This window comes from Stenotrophomonas sp. YJH_SMC_131 (assembly GCF_059367975.1).
Window position 1 is genome coordinate 164943 of the sequence record NZ_JCAFRJ010000009.1, and the last position, 21547, is coordinate 186489.

Annotated in this window: 16 protein-coding genes; 7 read left to right on the forward strand and 9 right to left on the reverse strand. The window is 67.0% G+C overall.

The genetic code is table 11. The features are described from left to right. Window positions 1-39 precede the first annotated feature (39 nt). From ppx to lpxH, 5 genes are all read left to right on the forward strand, one after another. The gene (gene ppx / locus AC5P56_RS17900) at window positions 40-1566 is read left to right on the forward strand and encodes an exopolyphosphatase (RefSeq protein WP_032955928.1); all 1527 of its coding nucleotides are present in this window, start codon (window positions 40-42) and stop codon (window positions 1564-1566) included. 317 nt (window positions 1567-1883) lie between these two features. Beyond that, window positions 1884-4808, forward strand: a complete 2925-nt coding sequence (locus AC5P56_RS17905) for a TonB-dependent receptor domain-containing protein (protein WP_032955931.1) — start codon at window positions 1884-1886, stop codon at window positions 4806-4808. Window positions 4809-4978: 170 nt separating this feature from the next. Then, window positions 4979-6124 carry a glycosyltransferase family 4 protein gene (locus AC5P56_RS17910; RefSeq protein ID WP_014646086.1) on the forward strand — a complete coding sequence of 382 codons (1146 nt, stop codon included), beginning with the start codon at window positions 4979-4981 and terminating at the stop codon, window positions 6122-6124. Then, window positions 6105-6644, forward strand: coding sequence for a phosphatase PAP2 family protein (locus tag AC5P56_RS17915; protein WP_032955935.1), 540 nt, complete (start codon window positions 6105-6107; stop codon window positions 6642-6644). Before AC5P56_RS17910 ends, AC5P56_RS17915 begins: the two co-directional genes overlap by 20 nt. 59 nt (window positions 6645-6703) lie before the next feature. Continuing rightward, window positions 6704-7450, forward strand: coding sequence for a UDP-2,3-diacylglucosamine diphosphatase (lpxH, locus tag AC5P56_RS17920; protein WP_032955937.1), 747 nt, complete (start codon window positions 6704-6706; stop codon window positions 7448-7450). Between the two features lie 91 nt (window positions 7451-7541). On the opposite strand, the gene AC5P56_RS17925 is transcribed toward lpxH, so the two are convergent. After that, entirely contained in the window at window positions 7542-8795 is a 1254-nt protein-coding gene (locus AC5P56_RS17925) for a M12 family metallo-peptidase (protein WP_014646083.1), read from the reverse strand. Window positions 8796-9020: 225 nt separating this feature from the next. On the opposite strand from AC5P56_RS17925, the gene AC5P56_RS17930 reads away from it, so the two are divergent. Continuing rightward, on the forward strand, window positions 9021-10478 hold the full coding sequence (locus AC5P56_RS17930) for a T6SS phospholipase effector Tle1-like catalytic domain-containing protein (protein WP_049440270.1): 1458 nt from the start codon (window positions 9021-9023) through the stop codon (window positions 10476-10478). 67 nt (window positions 10479-10545) lie between these two features. Here AC5P56_RS17930 and AC5P56_RS17935 read toward each other — a convergent pair whose 3' ends face one another. The 7 genes from AC5P56_RS17935 to AC5P56_RS17965 all read right to left on the reverse strand — a co-directional run bounded on the left by AC5P56_RS17935 (window position 10546) and on the right by AC5P56_RS17965 (window position 19134). Beyond that, window positions 10546-11370, reverse strand: coding sequence for a ferritin-like domain-containing protein (locus AC5P56_RS17935; RefSeq protein WP_241887135.1), 825 nt, complete (start codon window positions 11368-11370; stop codon window positions 10546-10548). 9 nt (window positions 11371-11379) lie between these two features. Further along, window positions 11380-12846 (reverse strand): amidophosphoribosyltransferase, encoded by a 1467-nt coding sequence (gene purF, locus AC5P56_RS17940; RefSeq protein WP_227864305.1) that lies wholly within the window; start codon window positions 12844-12846, stop codon window positions 11380-11382. A gap of 30 nt (window positions 12847-12876) precedes the next feature. Next, a complete protein-coding gene (locus AC5P56_RS17945; RefSeq protein WP_014036126.1) occupies window positions 12877-13656 on the reverse strand; it encodes a CvpA family protein in 780 nt (259 codons plus the stop codon). Between the two features lie 46 nt (window positions 13657-13702). Beyond that, the gene (locus AC5P56_RS17950; RefSeq protein ID WP_049440275.1) at window positions 13703-14731 is read right to left on the reverse strand and encodes an SPOR domain-containing protein; all 1029 of its coding nucleotides are present in this window, start codon (window positions 14729-14731) and stop codon (window positions 13703-13705) included. A gap of 80 nt (window positions 14732-14811) precedes the next feature. Next, window positions 14812-16083, reverse strand: a complete 1272-nt coding sequence (folC, locus tag AC5P56_RS17955) for a bifunctional tetrahydrofolate synthase/dihydrofolate synthase (protein ID WP_495231839.1) — start codon at window positions 16081-16083, stop codon at window positions 14812-14814. A gap of 41 nt (window positions 16084-16124) precedes the next feature. Further along, window positions 16125-16769, reverse strand: a complete 645-nt coding sequence (locus AC5P56_RS17960; protein ID WP_014646078.1) for a histidine phosphatase family protein — start codon at window positions 16767-16769, stop codon at window positions 16125-16127. 199 nt (window positions 16770-16968) lie between these two features. Next, on the reverse strand, window positions 16969-19134 hold the full coding sequence (locus AC5P56_RS17965) for a S46 family peptidase (protein ID WP_046429104.1): 2166 nt from the start codon (window positions 19132-19134) through the stop codon (window positions 16969-16971). A 478-nt stretch (window positions 19135-19612) separates the two neighbouring features. Here AC5P56_RS17965 and tdh point away from each other — a divergent pair, with 478 nt between their 5' ends. Beyond that, on the forward strand, window positions 19613-20635 hold the full coding sequence (tdh, locus tag AC5P56_RS17970; protein ID WP_032955954.1) for an L-threonine 3-dehydrogenase: 1023 nt from the start codon (window positions 19613-19615) through the stop codon (window positions 20633-20635). Window positions 20636-20821: 186 nt separating this feature from the next. Here the strand turns inward: tdh and AC5P56_RS17975 are convergent, their stop codons facing one another. Then, a complete protein-coding gene (locus AC5P56_RS17975; RefSeq protein ID WP_014646076.1) occupies window positions 20822-21517 on the reverse strand; it encodes a TorF family putative porin in 696 nt (231 codons plus the stop codon). Between the last annotated feature and the right edge of the window lie 30 nt (window positions 21518-21547).

The window sequence follows — 21547 nt, forward strand, 5'->3', positions numbered from 1 at the left end:
CGGTGACGAGCACACCGCCGCTTCGGCTAACATTCGCCCATGCCGCATACCTCCACGACTCCGCCCGCATTGCAGGATGGCGACCTGCTGGCCGCCATCGACCTTGGCTCCAACAGTTTCCACATGGTCATCGCGCGCTACACGCTCGGCCAGCTGCGGGTGATCGACCGCCTGCGCGAGACGGTGCGCATGGCCGACGGGCTGGATGGCAAAGGCGGACTGTCTTCCGCCGCACGGCAGCGCGCGCTGGAATGCCTGGCCCGTTTCGGCCAGCGCATCCGCAATGTGCCGCCGCATCGGGTGCGCGCGCTGGCCACCAACACGGTGCGCCAGCTGCGTTCTCCCCAGTCGTTCCTGGTCCCGGCCGAAACTGCACTGGGACACGCCATCGAAGTGGTCAGCGGCCGCGAAGAAGCCCGCCTGATCTACCTGGGCGTGGCCCACGCGCAACCCCCCAAGCCCGGCCAGCGCCGGCTGGTGATCGACATCGGTGGCGGCTCCACTGAATTCATCATCGGCATGGGCATGCAGACCCTGGAGCGCGAAAGCCTGCAGGCCGGTTGCATCGCCAGCACCCGGCGCTTCTTCCCCGGCGGCAAGCTCAGCAAGAAGCGCTGGAAGGACGCGCTGGCCGAGATCGGCCGCGAGTTCCAGCCCTTCGCCAGCAAGTACCGCGCGCTGGGCTGGCAGGAGGCGCTGGGTTCTTCGGGCACGCACAAGGCGATCAGCGAGATCTGCGCGACGATGAAGCTGAGCAAGGGCGCGATCACCGCCGAGGCCCTGCCGCAACTGCGCGATGAGCTGCTGAAGGCCAAGAAGATCGACGACATCCAGTTGCCGGGCCTGTCCAGCGACCGCCGCCCGATCATCGCCGGCGGCATCCTGGTGCTGGAAGCGGCGTTCCAGGCACTTGGCCTGCAGAAGCTGCTGGTCAGCAAGGCCGCGATGCGCGAGGGCATCCTCTACGACATCGTCGGCCGTGCCGGCGAGAACGACCTGCGCGATGAATCAGTGGCCGCGCTCAGCCAGCGCTACGGTATCGATACGGTACAGGCCGACCGCGTGCAGGACACCGCTCTGTCACTGCTGGAGCAGGTGCAGGAACGCTGGAAGCTCGATGCCGATGATGCGCGCATGCTCGGCTGGGCCGCACGCCTGCACGAGCTGGGCCTGATGATTGCCCACAGCGGCTACCACGTGCATGGCAGCTACGTGCTGGAGCACTCGGACATCGCCGGCTTCTCCCGCCAGGAACAGCAGATGCTGGCCGCGCTGGTGCGCAGCCATCGCCGCAGCGTGACCAAGACCGCCTTCGACGCCCTGCCCGAGCGACTGCTGCTGACCGCGCGCCGGTTGGCGGCCCTGCTGCGGCTGGCGGTGCTGCTCAACCGCGCGCATGAGGACGACCCGCTGCCGGCGCTGGAACTGACCGCCGACGACAACCGGCTGTCGCTGATCGTGCCGCAGGCGTTCATCGATGCCCGTCCGCTGCTGCGCGCCGACCTGATCGGCGAGACCGACGGGATCGCCGGGCTGGGCATCCAGTTCCGTCCGTTCGTAGCCTGAATACGCCGTCGCCTGTTGTCCACAGGACAGCAGGAGTGACGCACTTCGCACCCCCACTTTGCGCAGTCTGGCGGTTTTTTGTGCTGCTTCGCATCACGACGGCACCGTATCGCGTATCGCACCTCTCACGTAAGCGCCTGCTTTTGTTCACGTTTTGTGAAGGATGGGGGTGTCCCGTGACATAAATCGATACGAACTCTTTACAGAGCATTAACTAACGAGACTACTATCGGGTCACCGGCTCGGTCATCAACCCAGCTGGCTCCTTCGACGCCCACTTTGGCGTCTTGTGCACGACCTGAGAGAGAGAGCTCGCCATGACTTCACGCACCACCGCACTGGGGCAGGCCATCCGCTATGCCCTGGCTACCACCGCAACGTTGGCCGCCCTGCCCGCGTTTGCCCAGGACGGCAGCAACGCAACGCCCACCAACCTCGACCGCATCGAGATCACCGGCTCGCGCATCCGCCAGGTGGACGTGGAAACCGCCCAGCCGGTGTTCGCGATCAGCCGCAACGACATCGAAAAGCAGGGCTTCAGCTCGGTTGCCGACATCCTGCAGAACGTCACCGCGATGGGCAGCCCGACCATCAGCCGCGCCAATGCGCTGACCGCGGGTGAAAACGCTGGTGGCACCTACATCGACATGCGCAACCTGGGCACCCAGCGCACGCTGGTGCTGGTCAACGGCAAGCGCATGGGCATCAGCACGTCCGGCTACCAGGACATCTCCACGCTGCCGGTGTCCGCCGTGGAGCGCATCGAGGTGCTGAAGGACGGCGCCTCTGCGATCTATGGCTCCGACGCCATGGCCGGCGTGGTGAACATCATCACCCGCTCCAATGTCACCGGTGTGACCGCCAACGTCTATCACGGCCAGTACAGCCAGGGCGACGGCGCACGTGACCGCTTCGACGTGGTCGCCGGCTGGAGCAACGATCGCGTGTCGTTGACCTTGTCCGCCGAGCATGCCGAAGAGAAGGGCGTGTGGGCGCGCGATCGCGGCTTCAGCAAGTACGGCATGACCGATCGCCATCCGTACGACAGCAGCAACTGGACCACGATCAGCCAGTACGGCCAGTTCACCGGTCTGCGCGGCCCGGGCTGTACCGCCACTGCGGGCTGCGGCTATTCCCTCAACCGCGGCGCGGATCCCACCAACCCGGCCAATTACCACCTCACCGATAGCACGCCGTTCACCGGTGACGTGAGCAACGCCAACGACCAGATGCACGTGATGTATCCGGTCAAGCGCGACTCGGTCTATTTCGACGGCCGCTTCAAGATCACCGACAACGTCAACTTCCGCACCGAGCTGGGCTACAACCAGCGTGAGTCCACCCGCCAGATCGCGGGCTATCCGCTGCAGTCGAGCACCGCCGGTGTCGGCTCGATGTCGATCAACAGCTACTTCAATCCGTTCGGCCGCCAGCACGGGTATGCCACCCCGACCGCCGTGGCATGGAACCGCCGCACCTGGGAAGTGCCGCGCGTGACCACCAGCGAGCTGAAGACCTACCGCGCGGTGGCGTCGTTCGACGGTTCGTTCGAGATCGGCAGCCGCTACTTCGACTGGGAAGTGGGTTACCAGTACAACCGCAATGAACTGGAATCGGTGGCGACCGGCAACCTGCACAAGGGTCGCGTCGCCGGCGGCGTCGGCCCGTCGTTCTACAACGCCGCCACCGGCAAGGTGCAGTGCGGCACCGCCGCTGCACCGATCTCCTATGACGTGTGCAAGCCGTGGAACCCGCTGGTGCCGTACGGCACGACGGCTGCCGATGGCCTGTACGGCAACGAAGAACTGCAGGCGTGGCTGTTCCCGGAAGAGATCACCAAGGGCCGTACCACCTCCAAGAACTTCTTTGCCAACATCGCTGGCAGCATCGTGACCCTGCCGGCTGGCGACCTGGGCTTCGCGTTCGGCGTGGAAAGCCGCAAGGAAGAAGGCAAGTACACCCCGGATGCCCTGGCCCAGACCGGCGCGACCACCAACCTGGCCGCGGGCCCGACCGGCGGTGACTACACCGTCAACGAGGCCTACCTGGAAGTGAACGTTCCGGTGCTGGCCGACCTGCCGGGCGCGAAGGAACTGACCTTTAATGGCGCAACCCGCTTCTCGGACTACAACACCTTCGGCAACACGCTCAACAGCAAGTTCGGCTTCAAGTGGAAGCCGATCGACTCGCTGATGGTGCGTGGCACCTGGGCCGAGGGCTTCCGTGCACCGACCATCAGCGACCTGTTCGGTGGTGGTTCGGAGACCTTCGCGCAGTTCAGCGATCCGTGCGACACCCGCTTCGGTTCCTCGGCCTCCAGCGCGGAAGTCCGTGCACGTTGCGCACGCGACATCGCCAATGCGAATACCTTCCGCCAGCTGCGCCAGGGTGGCACCCCGGTGAACACGTCGACGGACGCGACCCCGGTGCCGTTCACCTCCGGGTCGAACCCGCTGCTGACGCCGGAAACCTCGACCAGCAAGACGCTGGGCCTGGTCTGGAGCCCGAGCTTCATCCAGGGCTTCAACGCCTCGCTGGACTGGTGGAAGATCCGCATCGACAACACGATCATCGCCGACACGCCGACCCAGATCCTGCAGGACTGCTACGAATCGGGTATCGACGCGCGCTGCTCGCGCTTCCAGCGTGACCCGGTGACCGGCATCGTGACCAACCTGAAGTTCGGCAACCGCAACGCGGGCTTCATGGAAACCGAAGGCTACGATCTGGACGTGAGCTACCGTCTGGACACCCGGTTCGGCAAGTTCAACGTGAACTCGGCCACCACCTACGTGTCCAGTGCGACCTACCGCACCTCCAACGACAGCTCGATCGTCCCGATCGTCACCAACGGCATCGGCAGCGCTTTCCGCGTCCGTTCCAACCTGGTGCTGGGCTACGAGCGGGGCAACTTCGGCGCGAGCTGGACCGCGCGTTACTATTCGGGCGTGAAGGAAACCTGCTCGAACATCGCGCTGTACCCGGACGAGTGCTCGGATCCGGGTGTGTACGCACCGTGGTACAAGGGCGCACGCAACTACAACGAGCGCGGCGCGGTCACCTTCCACGACGTGCAGGTGCGTTACTCGCTGCCGTGGGACGCCACCGTGTCGGTCGGTGCCAACAACGTGTTCGAGAAGACCGGCCCGGTCATGTACAGCAAGCCGAACTCGGCCTTCTCGTACTACGGTGGTTACGATATCGGCCGCTTCATCTACATGAAGTACCAGCAGCGCTTCTGATCCATCGCGCTGTGACGGAAGCATGACGACCACGGCCCTTCGGGGCCGTGGTTTTTTTATTGGCCGCCGCGCCCAGGCGCTGGCCGGCGCCACCGTCATCTGATGGTCGCAAAGCGGTCATGTCGGCTACATCGCCAGGCCCGAGCATGCCGGAAACCCGGAGGCCCGCCATGCGCTATGCCATCGTCACCGAGACCTATCCACCGGAAGTGAACGGCGTCGCCCTCACCGTGCAGGGGCTGGAACAAGGTCTGCGCGCAGCCGGGCACGAGATCGACCTGGTCCGCCCCCGCCAGTCCAGCGAAGCGCTGGATTCGGCACCCGGCACCTTGCTGGTTCCCGGCGCCGCCCTGCCCCGCTACCCCGGCCTGCGTTTCGGACTGCCGGCGCCGATCCGGCTGGGCCGCCATTGGCAGAAACAACGCCCGGATGCGGTCTACATCGCCACCGAAGGTCCGCTCGGCTGGTCGGCACTGCGCACTGCGCGCCGCCTCGGCATTCCGGTCGCCAGCGGCTTCCACACCCGCTTCGACGAGTACCTGCCCGACTACGGCGTGGCGTGGCTGCAGGCCGCAGCCATGCGCTGGATGCGCCGTTTCCACAACCAGGCCGATGCCACCCTGGTGCCGACCCGCGAGCTGCAGCAGTTCCTCGGCGAACAGGGCTTCGAGCGCGTGCGCCTGCTGGCCCGCGCGGTGGACAGCCAGCAGTTCGATCCGGGACGGCGCGATCCCGCGCTGCGCGAGGAATGGGGCGTGGATGGCAACGGCCTGGTGGCGATCTATGTCGGCCGCATCGCTGCTGAAAAGAACCTCGGCCTGGCAGTGAAGGCATTCCGCCGGCTGCAGCAGATCCGGCCCAAGGCACGCTTCGTGTGGGTCGGAGATGGCCCGGCCCGCGAGAAGCTGGCACATGAAAACCCCGACTTCATCTTCTGTGGCATCCAGCGCGGCGATGCGCTGGCCCGGCACTTCGCCAGCGGCGATCTGTTCCTGTTCCCCAGCCGCAGCGAAACGTTCGGCAACGTGACCCTGGAAAGCATGGCCAGCGGTGTGGCCACCGTGGCCTTCGACTACGGCGCCGCGCGCGAGTACCTGCGCAATGGCGAGAACGGCGCAGCCGTGGACAGCGACGATCAGTTCATCGATGCCGCCGTGCGACTGGCCGCCGATGACGCGCAGCGCCGCGAACTGGGCGGCAATGCCGCACGCGCGATGAAGCGCCTGCATCCACAACAGGTGGTGGCCGAGTTCGATGCACTGCTGGCCGAACTGGCACAGTCGCGGAGGAACGGCCATGCGCACTACGCCGCTTGAGCTGCTGGCCGGGCGCGAAGCACGCTGGTGCCGGCGCGCAAACCACTACTGCCGGCGGCGCCGCGTGCGTCGCCTGTTCGCGGTCATCAGCCGGCTCGGCGATGGCGTGTTCTGGTACGTGCTGATGGCCGCGCTGGTGGTGCTGGACGGCTTCGACGGCCTGCGCGCCTCGGTGCACATGGCCGCCACGGGCCTGGCCGCGCTGCTGCTGTACAAGGTCCTCAAGCGCTGGACCCGGCGCCCGCGGCCCTACGCGGCCGACCTGCGCATCCGCGCCTGGGTGGCGCCGCTGGACGAGTTCAGTTTCCCCTCCGGACACACCCTGCATGCGGTGTCGTTCACCATCGTGGCACTGGCCTACTACCCGTGGCTGGCGCCGCTGCTGGTGCCGTTCACCTGTGGCGTTGCACTGTCGCGGGTGGTCCTGGGCCTGCACTATCCTTCCGATGTGCTGGCAGCCACCGCCATCGCCATCGTGCTGGCTTCGGCCAGCCTGACCTGGCTGCCGCTGCCGGTGTGACGACCGGAGCCAGGCAAGGCCCGGCGCCACCATCATCATTGATGGCCTAGAATGCGGGCATGACCACGCTGTTCATTTCCGACCTGCACCTGGACCCCAGCCGTCCGGAGATCACCGACCTGTTCCTGCGCTTCCTGCGCGAGCAGGCGCCCGGCGCCGATGCGCTGTACATCCTCGGCGACCTGTTCGAGGCCTGGATCGGCGACGACACGCCCTCGCCCGCCGCCGACACGGTGGCCGATGCGTTGAAGGTGCTGTCCGACAGCGGCGTGCCGGTGTACTTCATCCGCGGCAACCGCGACTTCCTGCTCGGTGAGGACTACGCGCGCCGTGCCGGCCTGCGCATCCTGCCCGACCCGTGCATGATCGAACTGTACGGCCGCGCGGTGCTGCTGCAGCACGGTGACCTGCTGTGCACCGATGACATTCCCTACCAGCAGTTCCGTGCACAGACGCGCGACCCGGTATTCCAGGCGCAGTTCCTGTCGCAGCCGCTGGCCGCACGCATCGCGTTCGCGCAGAAGGCGCGCGAAGCCAGCCAGGCGCGCCAGTCCGAGATGAAGCAGGACGATCGTGCGCAGTTCGAGTCGGTGACCGACGTGGCCCCTGCCGAAGTCGATGCCACCTTCGTGCGCCATGGCGTGGACACCATGATCCATGGCCATACCCATCGGCCGGCGATCCACACGCTGCAGGCCGGTGGTCGCGAGCGCACCCGCATCGTGCTGGGTGACTGGTACGAACAGGGTTCGGTGCTGCGCGTGGATGCCAGCGGCTGGACGCTGGATACGCTCGCGCGCGAATAACGGATCGCAAGGTGCCAACCAAGGTTGGCATCTACCAGAGCAGGTGCATGCGCCCGGGTAGACGCCGGCCTTGGTCGGCGCCTGGACAGTGTCAGCGGAAGGCCGCGATGGTGGCCTTGGTGTTGACCAGCACGCGCTGGTTGTCGGCGGTGCTGGCGTTGCCCATCGGGATGCCGTTGTAGCTGATGTTGGGGTTGGACCAGTAGTTCAGGCGCGGGCAGCTGCGGGTGCAGTTGTAGGCCATGATCGTGCGCCAGCCGGTGCCGGTGGCCGGCTCGTAGCGATAGCCGTGGCCATAGGCATAGGGCGAGGTGCTCGAGTCGGTGGCGATGTCATGCCGCGCACTCTGCAGATGGCCGATCTCGTGCGCGAACGAGTAATAGCCGGTCGCGCAATCCCAGTACACGGCCGCGAACGCGGTCGACGCCGTCGAGCCGATGCCCGAGGCCAGGCCGCAGTAGGCGGTGTTGTTGATCAGCAGCACGCCCACATCAGCCGTGTAGGTATTCCGGCTGGTGTGGATGCTGTCCATGTAGCCATCGCTGGTGCCACGGAAACGCGCCAGGTCGGTATCGAAGCTGCCCGATTCGGTGTAACTGGTGGTTTCGTAGCGGGCCAGTTCCATGGTGATGCCGACGTTGCTGTTGACATAGCCCTGGTTCGATTCGGCCACGGCCAGCTGCACCAGTGACTGCATGTTGCCGCCATAGGCGGCGACGGCGGCATTGGTCGCCACCACCAGCACGCGGATGGTGGCCGGCGTGCCGGACGACGCCTGCGCGATGCCGAGGCGATCGTTGTTGCCCATCGGGATCTTCGGCAGCTGGTTGTAATCGGCCGGATGGTCGGCCGGCATCCGCGACTCGTCCACTTCCACAAGCACGTGGCGGTTGCCCAGCGGGCGCAGGCGGTACAGCTTTCCATCCTTGCGGATCGAGCCGGTGATGGTATCGCCCGAGCGCACCAGGATCAGCGAATTGCCGGGGTCGTCCTGGCCGTTGGAGGTGGCCGCGGTCAGCTTGTCCGAGGGCGAACGGAACTGGCCATACCAGATGCTGCCGCCATCGGGCAGCGCTTCAACCTTGCTGCGCACGGCCTGCACGCGCTGGCCGAGCAGTTCGAATTCCAGCTGCGGCTGTGCAGTCGCGGCTGCATCAACGCGCACTTCCTGTACCGTCGCGGTGGACGGGGTGGCCAGCAGCTTGCCCAGCGCGGGCTCACTGTTTGCCGATGCGCGGCTGATGACCGTCACCGGCTCGAACAACGGTGCCGCATGCGCGGCCGCCGCCACCGACAAACCCAACACCAGGCCACCTGCCGCTTTGCCAATCGATCTGGACAACATTGCGTCGCTCCTTGAATGATGTGAACAGCGTGGATGCAGCACGACCCGGTTTGCCGGGTTTGGCCATATGGCCTGCGCGGCTCGTGTGAATTCAATAGGCGAGTGGAATGAAAGTCAGGATTTGTGATCGACCGCATCTGCGTTCAGTCAGGTCAAAAGCGTCACTACACTTCGCCAATACACCGCTTTCGCGCTACCGTGACGCAGCCACGACGGGGAATGCACATGGCACCATCGCAGGACACGGACGAAGATGTCGGCTTGCTGCGGATCGGCCTGTTCTTCGATGGCACCCGCAACAACGCGCACAACCTCGCGCGTGGTCGACCACAGCAGCCGCGACCGCGCCCGGCGCAGCTGCGTGCGGATGATGATTCGACCTACCAGAGCCGGCTGACCAGCAGCTACGACAACGGCCTGACCAACATCGCACGCCTGCAGCAGCTGTACCCGGACAGCCGCCGCGATGCGATGGCCACGCCTTCGCTGTCGATCTACGTGGAAGGTGTCGGTACCCGCGATGACGCCGACGACGACCTGATCGGACTGGCGTTCGGTATCGGCGCCAGCGGCGTCCGCGCAAAGGTGCAGCGCGCGCTGCAGGTGGTGCTGCCGGCTGCGCTTGCAGAACTGTCCACGCGTTGGCGGCAACCGCTGCGTCGCGTGCAGCTGGATCTGTTCGGGTTCTCTCGAGGCGCTGCCGCCGCACGTGATATCGCCAACCAGCTGCAGGGCTGGGATACCACGCGTTGGCGGCAACTGCTGCAGTCGTCCGGCCTGGTCTGTACGGCGGACTTCGCCCCTGCCCTTCCGGTGCTGCGATTCATGGGCCTGTTCGATACCGTGGCTGCGGTCAGTGGTGGCCGCGCCGACGAACAACCGCAGCTTGCCTTGTCCAGTGGCATCGCTGCACGCGTGGTGCAGTTGACCGCGCGCGACGAGCATCGCCAGCACTATCCACTGACCACGGTGGCACCGCCGTTCACCGAGATCGCTTTGCCCGGCGTGCACGCCAACATCGGCGGAGGCTACAACCAGCTGGAGGAAGGCCCCAAGCTGCTCAGCCGCCCACGTCGCCAGCAGCTGCGCCGCCCCGCCGTTGCCGACTACCAGATTCCCCCGCTGGCGATGCTGCAGGCCACCACGGCTTACGCTGAAACGCAGGCCGATGCCGAACGCTGGCGGCAGCAGCTGGGCGTGGACGAAAAGGAAGTGTGGGTGGATGTCTGGCACCAGTGGCAGCAGCAGCGCCGCGCCGGCAGCCGCAGCGTGCTGCTGTCCCCGGTGCTGTACGTGACTGCCGCCGTGGTACTGCGGCGGCGCATCGACTGGCGCTACCAGTTGATCGCGCTGCAGGTGATGCAGCAGCATGCCATCGATGCCGGCGTCACCTGGCGCGCCAGCGCTGCCGAGGTTCCCGGCTGGGAACTGCCGTCGGCCCTGCAACCGATCGCACGGCGGCTGGTGGCAGGGCAGGCGTTGACCCAGACCCAGGAGGCGCTGCTGCGCCGACGCTACCTGATGCAGTCGGCGCACTGGAATTTCGACGCGCTGGGCGACACCGCCCTGACCTATGCCGCCGATGCCGGCGTCAGCGAACTGCCCTACCGGCCCGGTCCCGGCCTGTTCTACATCAACCGGCCCACCGTGGATGGCAAGCGCGTGGTGCTGCCCAACGCATGAAAAAGGGGACGGAGGGGATTAAGTCGTTTGTGGCACAAACGACTTAATCCCCTCCGTCCCCTTTTGTTCAACCGGCCTGTTCGACCAGGTTGCCGAGCTCGTCGGCGTCGAAGCCGGCCAGCAGGCGCGCTTCGATGTTGAACGGCCCGTGCAGGTAGCCGCCGGCGTATTCCACCAGCAGCGCCTTGAAGCGCGCACGCGGCTCGACGCCGGCGCGATCGCAGTACCAGCGGTACCAGCGCGAACCGGCGGCAACGTGCGCCACTTCCTCGCGCAGGATCACTTCCAGTACGTCGGCGGTTTCACCATCACCGACATTGCGCAGCTTCTCGATCATGCCCGGTGTCACGTCCAGGCCGCGCGCTTCCAGCACGCGCGGTACCAGGGCCATGCGCGCCAGGCCGTCATGCGCGGTCTTTTCGCACATTTCCCACAGGCCGTTGTGCGCGGGGAAATCGGCGTAGTCGTGGCCATGCGCCTGCAGGCGCTCGCGCAGCAGCATGAAGTGCCGCGATTCGTCGTCGGCACAGCTGACCCAGTCGGCATGGAACGCTGGCGGCAGGCCGCGGAAGCGGTACACCGCATCCCAGGCCAGGTCGATCGCGTTGAGTTCGATGTGGGCGATGGCGTGGATGAAGGCGGCGCGTCCTTCCACGCCGCCCAGCCCGCGCCGGGGCACTTCGCGCGGATGCACCAGCACCAGCCGTGCCGGCCGGCCAGGCATGCGGATCGGTTCCGGCGGCGGCGCATCGGCAGCCACCTTCAGGCGGCCGGCACGGAACGCGGCGGCATACGCCTGGGTCAACGCGACCTTGCGCAGCGGGTCGGCTTCGGCCAGGCACCGCTGCGCCGCGCGCAGCAGGTCGCCACCAACGTCGGGTACATCGACCACGCCTGGACCTCAGGCGCGGCGCTTGTGCTTGGCGTCGTCCGAACGCAGCTGCTGGATGCGCTCGAAGTAGCCCGGCTCGATACCCGTCGGGTAGTGGCCGTTGAAGCAGGACGAATCGAAGTTGCGCAGCGCCGGGTTGCCCTCGCTCACCGCCGCTTCCATGTCCTCCAGGTCCTGGTAGATCAGCCAGTCGCAGCCCAGGTGGGCCTCGATCTCTTCTACGGTGCGGTTGTGCGCGACCAGCTCTTCGGCCGCCGGCATGTCGATGCCGTAGATGTTCGGGTAGCGCACCGGCGGTGCCGCGCTGGCCAGGTAGACCTTGCGCGCGCCCGCATCACGGGCCATCTGCACGATCTGCTGGCTGGTGGTGCCACGCACGATCGAGTCGTCCACCAGCAGCACCACGCGATTGCGGAACTCCAGGTGGATCGGGTTGAGCTTGCGGCGCACCGACTTCACGCGTTCGCCCTGGCCCGGCATGATGAAGGTGCGGCCGATGTAGCGGTTCTTGATGAAGCCTTCGCGGTACTTCACCCCGAGCACGTTGGAGATCTCCAGCGCGGCATCACGCGAGGTATCCGGGATCGGGATGATGGTGTCGATATCGTGGTCCGGGCGCAGGCGCAGGATCTTCTCGCCCAGCTTGATGCCCATGCGCATGCGCGCCTTGTGCACCGAGACGTTGTCGATCATCGAGTCCGGACGCGCGAAGTACACGTACTCGAAGATGCACGGGGTGTGCTCGGCCGGCTCGGCGCAGATTTCCGAGAACAGCTCGCCGCGGGCGGTGATCACCAGGGCTTCGCCCGGCTGCACATCGCGCACGCGCTGGAAGCCCAGCACGTCCAGCGCGGCCGACTCGGAGGCCACGATGTACTCGTCGCCCTCGACATGGCTGCGCTTGCCGAGCACCAGCGGACGGATGCCGTGCGGGTCGCGGAAGGCCACCAGGCCCAGGCCCAGCACCACGCTGACCACCGCGTAGCCGCCCTTGCAGCGGCGGTGCACGCCAGCCACCGCGCGGATCGCGGCTTCCGGGCTCAGCTGGCGCTGCTGCTCCAGCTCATAGGCGAACACGTTCAACAGCACTTCGCTGTCCGAATCGGTGTTGACGTTGCGGCGGTCCTGCTCGAACACCTGCTGGCGCAGCGCCTCGGTGTTGATCAGGTTGCCGTTGTGGGCCAGCGCGATGCCGTACGGCGAGTTGACATAGAACGGCTGCGCCTCGTCCATGCCTTCCGAGCCGGCCGTCGGGTAGCGCACATGGGCGATGCCGACGCTGCCTTCCAGGGTGGACATGGTGCGTGCATCGAACACATCGCGGACCAGGCCGGTGGCCTTCTGCACCCGCAGGCGGCTGCCATTGGCCGTGGCGATGCCCGCGGCATCCTGGCCGCGATGCTGGAGAACGGTCAAGCCGTCATACAACTGCCCGGCGACGTTCTGGTTGCCGACGATTCCGACGATGCCACACATGGTGCGAAGTCTCCGCTGGGCTGTGCCCAGTTACAAGGAAGGTGGCCGTACCTGGCCGCGGTGGTCGCCGCGCCTGCGGTCGACATTGGCCGGATCGCCCGGCTCGATACTGTCTGGCAGTGCTGGGGCGTCCGGGCGCACTTCGGCCGGATCGTATGCGTCGCCCTGTTCCGCTTTCGCGGGCCGCAGCCATCCGCTGCCCGCCACTACCTGGTTGAGGATGCCATTATCGCCTGCCGCGCCCGGCTTTCCCAGATCGGCGCCTGCGCTCTTCCCCAGCTCCATCAATGCAGATGGGGACAGCATGTCGGTCGGCAAGGTCTTGGGCAGCAGATCGGCGCCGGGCACCTGCCAGTGCGGCAGCTTCCCGTTCATCCAGGCCACGGCCGGGTTCAGCACCGGGCGGACCGCCGAGCGCTTCCAGGACGGTTCGGCGGTCAGCGGGGTGAAGCCGGCCAGCAGCACCAGGATCGCCGCGATCAGGCCGCCACGCACGGCGCCCAGCACGCCGCCCAGCAACCGGTCCAGGCTGGTCAGCATGCTGCGATGGATCATCGCCTTGATGACCATGCCGATCACCGCGACCACGATCATCACGCCAATGCCCACGCCCAGGTAGCCGCCAACGAAATGCTCGCCGCCGGGTGCGGCCGGGGCCGCCCACCAGCGTGCCGCATCGTTGCCGAAGGCGAAGGCCGCCCACGCGGCCAGCAGCCACGACAGCGTGCCGATGACGATTCCAACAAAGCCACGCAGCATCCCGAGCAGGGTCGAGGCGGCGATCACGATCAGCAGCACCACGTCGATCATGGCGCCCCGCTCCTTCGGCGGCGCTGGCAACGGGCCTGCGCGTGGATCATGGGTGCGGTCGGACCATGCCGGCCACGCCGACCTTGGCGGCGACCTGCGCCTTCAGCTGCTCGGCGTCAGCGCGGTTGGCCACCGGTCCGACGCGGACGCGATGCAGCGTGCCCTTTTCAGTGCGTACCTGCTCGACGAAAGCACTGAAGCCGGCGGCGCGGACCTTGTCGCGCAGCGCGTTGGCATCGTTGGCCTGGCCGAACGCGCCCAACTGCACGGCGAAGCCGACGCCACTGGCCGCCGGTGCTGTCGGCGTGGCAGGCGCCGGCTTGCTGGCGGCGGCCTCCGGCTTCGGCTCGGGCTTGGCGTCCGGCTTCGGAGCCTCGGGCTTCGGTGCCGGCTTGGGCGGCTCTGGTTTGGTGGTCGCCGTCGGCGTGCTTGGCGGCAGGCTTTCGCTGCGCACCGGGTTGCTGGTGGCCGACGGCGTGGTGGCCGCGGCCGGGGTGCTGGTGGTCGGCGCCGGCGTGGCGGCAACCGCCGCACTGCTGCCTGCCGCCGCATCCAGGGTGATGACTTCTGCCTTCACATCGGCGCGGATCTTGACCGCCTGCAGGCGCGCGGCTTCGGCCTGGGCACGGTCGGCATACGGCCCGACACGCACACGCCACGCCTGGCGCCCGCTGATGGTGGTGGTTTCGGCGAAGCCTGGCAGCTGCGAGCGCTGCAGGTAGGCGATCACCGCATCGGCGTCGGCCTTGCTGCCGTAGGCGCCAAACGTGACGGCGAAGTTGCCGGCGGCAACCGCTGGAGACGTGTCCACGGTCGGCGGCGTAGCCGGCGCGGCCGTCTCCTGCAGCGGCTTGGCCTGCCCGGTCTGCAGGCCGGTGGCTCCACCGGCCGGAGCAACCAGCGGCAGCTCACGGGTTTCGAACTGGCCATCGGCCGGTGCGTCCGGCGCGGCGATCGGCACCGAGGCCACACCGCTGTCCGGCGCCGGTCCCTTGACCAGCATCGGCAGGAAAATCACGGCCAGCGCCACCAGCACGATGGCACCAATCAGACGCTGTTTCAGAGGCGTATCCACGTGAGGCGGCAACTGTCCGGAGGTTGCGGTCGATTATACGGGTGCCGGACCGGACGGCGTCGGCATTGGCTGAACGCGGATCAGGCGGCGCCCTGCAACCATTGCAGCGCGGCAGCGGCGGTATGGAAGGAGCCGAACACCAGTACGCGGTCACCGCGCCCGGCCTGGGCCAGTACCTGTGCCAGCGCCTGCTCGACAGTATCAGCGCGCTGGGCCTTGCCCGCCGCCGTACCGGCCAGGCGGGCCTGCAACTGGGCAGCACTCTGCCCGCGCGGGCCGTCCAGTCCGGCCAGGGTCCACTCGCCGACCACGTCCTGCAGCGCCTGCACAACGCCCACCGCGTCCTTGTCCTGCAGCGCGGCGTACACCGCCAGGGTGCGCCCGGCCGACGCTTCGGCCTTCAGCGCGCGCGCCAGCTGGCCCGCCGCCTGCGGGTTGTGCCCGACATCGACACGGACCTGCACGCCGTCACGCTCGAACGCCTGCAGGCGGCCAGAGATGCGCGCCGCCGCGACACCAGCAGCCCACGCCGCACGCGACACCGGCTTGTCCAGCGCGCGCAGCGCAGCGATGGCGGCACCCGCGTTGGCCAGCTGGATCGGGCCGGCCAGCGCCGGGGTCGGCAGTTCCATGCGCAGGCCGACATCGCGCCAGCGCCAGCGCTGGGCATCGATTGGTTCGTAGAAATAATCGCTGCCGCCGCGGATCGCGTTGGCGCCGACCAGGTAGGCACGTGCGAGCACGCTCGACGGCGGGTCGGTCTCGCCCAGGATCACCGGCTTCCAGCCACGGATGATGCCGGCCTTCTCGGTGCCGATCGCTTCGCGGTCCTCGCCCAGCCATTCGGCATGGTCGATGTCCACGGTGGTGATCACCGCCACGTCAGCGTCGACGATGTTGACCGCATCCAGGCGACCGCCCAAGCCCACTTCCAGCACCGCCAGGTCCAGCCCGGCGTCGGCGAACAGCTGCAGCGCGGCCAGCGTGCCGTACTCGAAATAGGTCAGCGTGATATCGCCACGCGCGGCCTCGATGGTGTTGAAGGCGGCGACCAGCGCCGCATCCTCCACATCGTGGCCGTCGATGCGCACGCGCTCGTTGTAGCGCAGCAGGTGCGGCGAGGTGTACGCGCCGACCTTCCAGCCGGCAGCACGCGCGATGGCTTCGATGAAGGCCACGGTGGAGCCCTTGCCGTTGGTGCCACCGACCACGATGGTGCGCTGGGCCGGCGCCCCCAGGCCCATCGCCGTGGCCACGGCGCGCACGCGCTCCAGGCCCATGTCGATGGTCGCCGGGTGCTGGCGTTCAATGTAGTCCAGCCAGTCGGCCAGGGTGGTCGGGGTGTTCGTCACGGCAGCGGTTCCAGCAGAAGCAGTTGATGCGAGGGGATGGATCAGAGTGCGCGGTGCTTGGCTTCGCCGAAGAACGGCGTGTGGTGGGCACAGTCGTTCAGGCGCACCACTTCCAGGCTGTCCAGGTCGGCGCCTTCGAGCAGGTTGAGCGTGGTCGGCGCCTGGCGGAAGGTCCACAGGCGGGAGATCGGCAGGCCCAGCACCTTGCACAGGATCACGCGGTTGACCGCATCATGGGCGACCACCAGCAGGGTGTCGTGCTCGCCGAGGCCTTCGGTGGCGCGGGCCAGGCCGCGCCAACTGCGCTCCAGCACCAGGCGCAGCGATTCACCGCCGGGCATCAGCACGGTGTCCGGCTCCTCGCGCCACGCCTTCAGGCGCGACGGGTCCTTTTCGTTGATTTCGCTGGCCAGCAGGCCTTCCCACTCGCCGTGGGCGATTTCCTGCAGCTCCGGCTCGGTCAGCAACATGTCGGCACGGGCGGCACCGAGTGCCAGCTGCGCGGTGCGCTGCGCGCGTGACAGCGGCGAGGCGACGGCACGGGTGATGTCCACCGAGGCCAAGCGGGCGCCCAGGGCCTGGGCCTGGGCTTCACCGATCGGCGAAAGCGGGATGTCGATCTGGCCCTGGTAGCGGCCTTCGGCGTTCCACGGCGTTTCGCCGTGGCGGGCAAGCAGGATGCGCATGCGTGCAAGGGGTCCTGGGGGGAGGAGGTTCCGCGTTTCGTTCACATCCTGTGAAGTGCGCGGAACAGGGATGATACCCGTTCGGCGCACCGGGCCGTGCCGGGCATGAAAAAACCCCGCGACGTGGATCGCGGGGTTTTGGAAACTCCGGCTATCTGGTCGGGGTTGCCGGCCAGCGGCCGGCACTACCGCAACGGGTTTATTTCGCCAGGTTCAGTTCCTTCAGCAGCGCCGGCGCCGGCGCCACTTCCTGCATGATCCACTGCATGTAGCGGCTGTCGACCGCGATCATGCGGGTCATCACCGGGTCGAACACCCAGTTGGAGCTGACCGATTCCCAGTTGCCGTCGAAGGCCAGGCCGACCAGCTTGCCGTTGGCGTCCAGCACCGGTGAACCCGAGTTGCCACCGGTGATGTCCAGGTTGGACAGGAAGTTCACCGGCACCGAGCCCACGCGCTTGTCTTCCAGGCCGCCGTAGCGCTTGGCCTTGACCGCGTCGAGCAGGGCCTTGGGCGCATCGAACGGATCGACGCCGGTGTCCTTGGCGACGATGCCCTCCAGCGTGGTGAACGGGGTGTAGGCCACGCCGTCCCTGGGCTCATAGCCCATCACGTTGCCGAAAGTGATGCGCAGCGACAGGTTGGCATCCGGGTACACGAACTCGCCCTGGCTCTTCTTGTAGTCAGCCAGTGCCTGCAGGTACAGCGGACGTGCGGTCAGCGACTCGCCTTCGCGGATCTTCTTCTGCTCTTCCTGCTTCAGCAGCGACGGCATGATCGCCACCGCGTACTGGATGGCCGGATCGGTGCTGGCTTCGAACGCGGCGCGGTCGGCCTTGAACCACTTCAGGCGTGCATCCAGGCTGCCCAGCTCAGTGCCCGACAGCTTGCTCACCAGTGCCTTGACCGCGCTGGCATCGCTGCCGCCCAGCCAGGTGTTCAGCACGTCGTTGTTGCGCTGCGCGGCCGGCAGGGCGACGTACTGGTCCAGCCAGTAGGTCTGCAGCTGCTGGTCCATCTTCGCCACATAGCGGCGATCCATCTGCTTCAGGCCGCCTTCCAGGGTCGGCAGGTCGCGCTGCTGGTAGCCGACCTCGCGCTCGGCGTCCGGCTTGGTGCGCTCGATCGACAGGCGGTACAGGCCGATGGCGGCGTTGACCGCCGAGGTGTTGTTGAACTGGCCGACGAACAGATCGCGCTCGCGGGTCGCCTTGCTGGTATCCAGGTGCTTGACCAGCTGCGCGTGTGCGGCCAGGGCCGGCTTGCCGGCGGCGCCCTGCTTCTTCAGCCAGGCCAGCACGGCGGCTTCTTCAGCCTGCTTCTGGCCAGCAGCGTCGATGCGCTTGAAGCCTTCCAGCTGGCCGGCGTAGTTCTTGGCCACGTTGTTCATGCTGGCCGCGGTGGCGGCGTACTTCACCTTGACGTCGGCGTCGGCCTTGCCCGCCTCATCGATCATCTTCAACACTGCGTTGTAGTGCCTGGCGATGGTCGGGTAGGTCCAGCTGGCGGTTTCGTTGAACTCACCGGCCAGCGCGTAGCGGTTGGTGCGGCCCGGATAGCCTGCCACCATCACGAAGTCACCGGCGCCCAGCGGCTGGTCGGTGAACTTCAGGAAGTGCTTGGGCTGGTACGGCACGTTGTCGGCCGAGAATGCGGCCGGCTTGCCGTCCTTGCCGACGTAGGCGCGGTAGAACGAGAAGTCGCCGGTGTGGCGCGGCCACATCCAGTTGTCGACGTCGCCGCCGTACTTGCCGACGCTGCCCGGGGGCGCGTAGACCAGGCGCACGTCCTTGATTTCCATGTTGCGGAACAGTCGGTAGGTGTTGCCGCCGGAGAAGGTGTACAGGCGGCAGCGGAAGCCGTCCTCGGCTTCACACGCGGCGACCTGGGCCTTGTCGAAGGCGTCCAGCGCACGGCTGCGGGCCAGCGGGTCGTTGCCGGCGGCGGCAATGGCGGCCTTGGCCTGGGCGGTGACGTCGGTGATCTGGTCGAGCACGTAGACGCGGGCGTTCGGGCCGGCGCTCAGTTCATCGCTGTGCTTCGGCGCGTTGAAGCCGTCCTTGATCAGGTTCTTCTCGGCGGTCGAATTCAGCTGGATCGCACCGTAGGCGCAGTGGTGGTTGGTGACCACCAGGCCCTGCGGCGACACGAAGCTGGCGGTGCAGCCGCCGAGGGCGACGACCGCGCCCATCGGGTCGCCGGTGAGGTTGGACAGCTGCTCCGGGGACAGCTTCAGGCCGGCCTTCTGCAACGGACCGGCGATTTCCGGCAGCTGCTGCGGCACCCACATGCCTTCAGCGGCATGGGCGACCTGGGCCAGCCCGAGGCTGGCGACGATGGAGAATGCAAGCAGGTTCGAGCGCATGGAGCAGCCCCTGGTAGTGGAACCCTCGATTGTAGCCCGCCGCCCTGCCCCGGCCCGAACCCCGGAAGTCATGGGCCTACTTCTTGCTCTGCCATGCGCACATCGGCCGCGCACATGGAATCGTCCAGAGGGGGCGTGGTCACCCTGGCCGGGACCGTTGGCGCCATGGGCCGGGCGCATGCGACTGGCGGGTTGGGCAGGACGCCCAACCCCGGTCTTGCCGTGTGCGCAGGATAGCGCGCACGAGCAAGGCGCCATCGAGCACCATGGATGGGCTTTTGCGTGTCCCGGCCAGGGTGACCGCGCGCCCTCCCCAGGAATCAAGGAGGCGCTGCTGTTTGCAGCACGTTCGAAACGCCCGTCGGCGCACGCCTTTCGTTCCGCCATTGCACCCGCAGCGCAACATGGGAAATCCGCGCGGCACCCTATAATCCGCGCTTTCCCCCTGATGAGTTCCACCCCGATGGCGCAGCAAACGATGAAGGCCCTGGTCAAGCGCGAAGCGGCCAAGGGCATCTGGCTGGAAGAAGTTCCGGTTCCGACCCCGGGCCCGAACGAGGTCCTGATCAAGCTGGAAAAGACCGCGATCTGCGGCACCGACCTGCACATCTACCTGTGGGACGAGTGGAGCCAGCGCACCATCAAGCCGGGCCTGACCATCGGCCATGAGTTCGTCGGCCGCATTGCCGCGCTCGGCTCGGCGGTGACCGGCTATGAGATCGGCCAGCGCGTCTCGGCCGAAGGTCACATCGTCTGTGGCCATTGCCGCAACTGCCGTGGCGGCCGCCCGCACCTGTGCCCGAACACCGTCGGCATCGGCGTCAACGTCAACGGCGCCTTCGCCGAATACATGGTGATGCCGGCCAGCAACCTGTGGCCGATTCCGGACCAGATCCCGTCGGAACTGGCCGCGTTCTTCGACCCGTACGGCAATGCCGCACACTGCGCGCTGGAATTCGACGTGATCGGCGAAGACGTGCTGATCACCGGCGCCGGTCCGATCGGCATCATCGCCGCCGGCATCTGCAAGCACATCGGTGCGCGCAACGTGGTGGTGACCGACGTCAACGACTTCCGCCTGAAGCTGGCCGCCGACATGGGCGCCACCCGCGTGGTCAACGTCGCCAACCAGTCGCTGAAGGACGTGATGAAGGAGCTGCACATGGAGGGCTTCGACGTGGGCCTGGAAATGAGCGGCAACCCGCGCGCGTTCAACGACATGCTCGACTGCATGTACCACGGCGGCAAGATCGCCATGCTCGGCATCATGCCCAAGGGCGCCGGCTGCGACTGGGACAAGATCATCTTCAAGGGCCTGACCGTGCAGGGCATCTACGGCCGCAAGATGTACGAGACCTGGTACAAGATGACCCAGCTGGTGCTGTCCGGCTTCCCGCTCGGCAAGGTGATGACCCACCAGCTGCCGATCGACGAGTTCCAGAAGGGCTTCGACCTGATGGAAGAAGGCAAGGCCGGCAAGGTCGTGCTCAGCTGGAATTGACCCGAAGGGTCAATTCCCCCGCATGTTTCCTTATCCCCGCGCCTTTGGCGCGCCCCCCTTGAACAACAAGGGGGCTCTTCCCCAGATGGGATCAAGAACACCGCGGAACTGAAAAAGGCGCCCGATGGGCGCCTTTTTCGCAATGCGTGCCAGGCAAGCTTGGCACCTACCGTAACGCCTGCGGCGTTACTTGCCCACGGCCACGGTCAGCAGCACCCGGCTGTGGGCCAGCTTGCCCGAGTTCTCGCGTCCATTGCCGTCGGTGCCGTAGTAGCCCAGGCCGACGTTGAACAGGCCGAACTGGCGGCTGACGCCGACGTTCCAGTCGGTATAGTCCTTGGCGATGCCGTCCTCGAAGGTGCTGCGACCGACGTTGGCATTCAGCGTGAAGTCCTTCGGCAGGCCCCAGCTGCCGCCCAAGCCGTAGTACCAGCCATCGGTGCCGCTGTTCCACTGGTCGTTGGTGTAGGCCACGGTCAGCTTGTAGGTGTCATCAAGCGTGGTGGTGGTCACCAGCTCGTTGTAGTTCTGGTGGCTGGCACCGAGGTAGGTGTAGCGGTTCAGCAGCACGTCGAAGTTGACGCGCGAAGTGACGTCCACGCCATAGCCGATCTGGTAGTCGATCTCGGTGTTCGGATCGCCCGGACCGAAGTCCACGCCCGAACCCCAGACACCGGCATACAGGCCCACCGGCGAGGTGTAGGTGAAGCCCGCCTGCAGGGTCGGCTTCTCGTCGGTCTGCGACACGCCACGGAACAGGTAGTCGGAAACGGCGGTGACATTCCAGCTGTACGGCGATTCGTTCTCCTGCGCGCTGGCGGCGAACGGGGCGGCCAGGGTCAGGGCAGCGGCAATGGCGAGGCAGGCACGGGCGTGCTTCATGAGCGTCTCCGGTGGGGGCGGTGGCGTGGC

Bases quoted from the DNA above. Each gene is read 5' to 3' on its own strand.
- AC5P56_RS17905 (WP_032955931.1), top strand. From the start codon at position 1,884: ATGACTTCACGCACCACCGCACTGGGGCAGGCCATCCGCTATGCCCTG.
- AC5P56_RS17910 (WP_014646086.1), top strand. From the start codon at position 4,979: ATGCGCTATGCCATCGTCACCGAGACCTATCCACCGGAAGTGAACGGC.
- AC5P56_RS17930 (WP_049440270.1), top strand. From the start codon at position 9,021: ATGGCACCATCGCAGGACACGGACGAAGATGTCGGCTTGCTGCGGATC.
- ppx (WP_032955928.1), top strand. From the start codon at position 40: ATGCCGCATACCTCCACGACTCCGCCCGCATTGCAGGATGGCGACCTG.
- tdh (WP_032955954.1), top strand. From the start codon at position 19,613: ATGAAGGCCCTGGTCAAGCGCGAAGCGGCCAAGGGCATCTGGCTGGAA.
- AC5P56_RS17965 (WP_046429104.1), bottom strand. From the start codon at position 19,134: ATGCGCTCGAACCTGCTTGCATTCTCCATCGTCGCCAGCCTCGGGCTG.
- lpxH (WP_032955937.1), top strand. From the start codon at position 6,704: ATGACCACGCTGTTCATTTCCGACCTGCACCTGGACCCCAGCCGTCCG.
- AC5P56_RS17975 (WP_014646076.1), bottom strand. From the start codon at position 21,517: ATGAAGCACGCCCGTGCCTGCCTCGCCATTGCCGCTGCCCTGACCCTG.
- AC5P56_RS17960 (WP_014646078.1), bottom strand. From the start codon at position 16,769: ATGCGCATCCTGCTTGCCCGCCACGGCGAAACGCCGTGGAACGCCGAA.
- AC5P56_RS17945 (WP_014036126.1), bottom strand. From the start codon at position 13,656: ATGATCGACGTGGTGCTGCTGATCGTGATCGCCGCCTCGACCCTGCTC.
- AC5P56_RS17915 (WP_032955935.1), top strand. From the start codon at position 6,105: ATGCGCACTACGCCGCTTGAGCTGCTGGCCGGGCGCGAAGCACGCTGG.
- AC5P56_RS17925 (WP_014646083.1), bottom strand. From the start codon at position 8,795: ATGTTGTCCAGATCGATTGGCAAAGCGGCAGGTGGCCTGGTGTTGGGT.
- purF (WP_227864305.1), bottom strand. From the start codon at position 12,846: ATGTGTGGCATCGTCGGAATCGTCGGCAACCAGAACGTCGCCGGGCAG.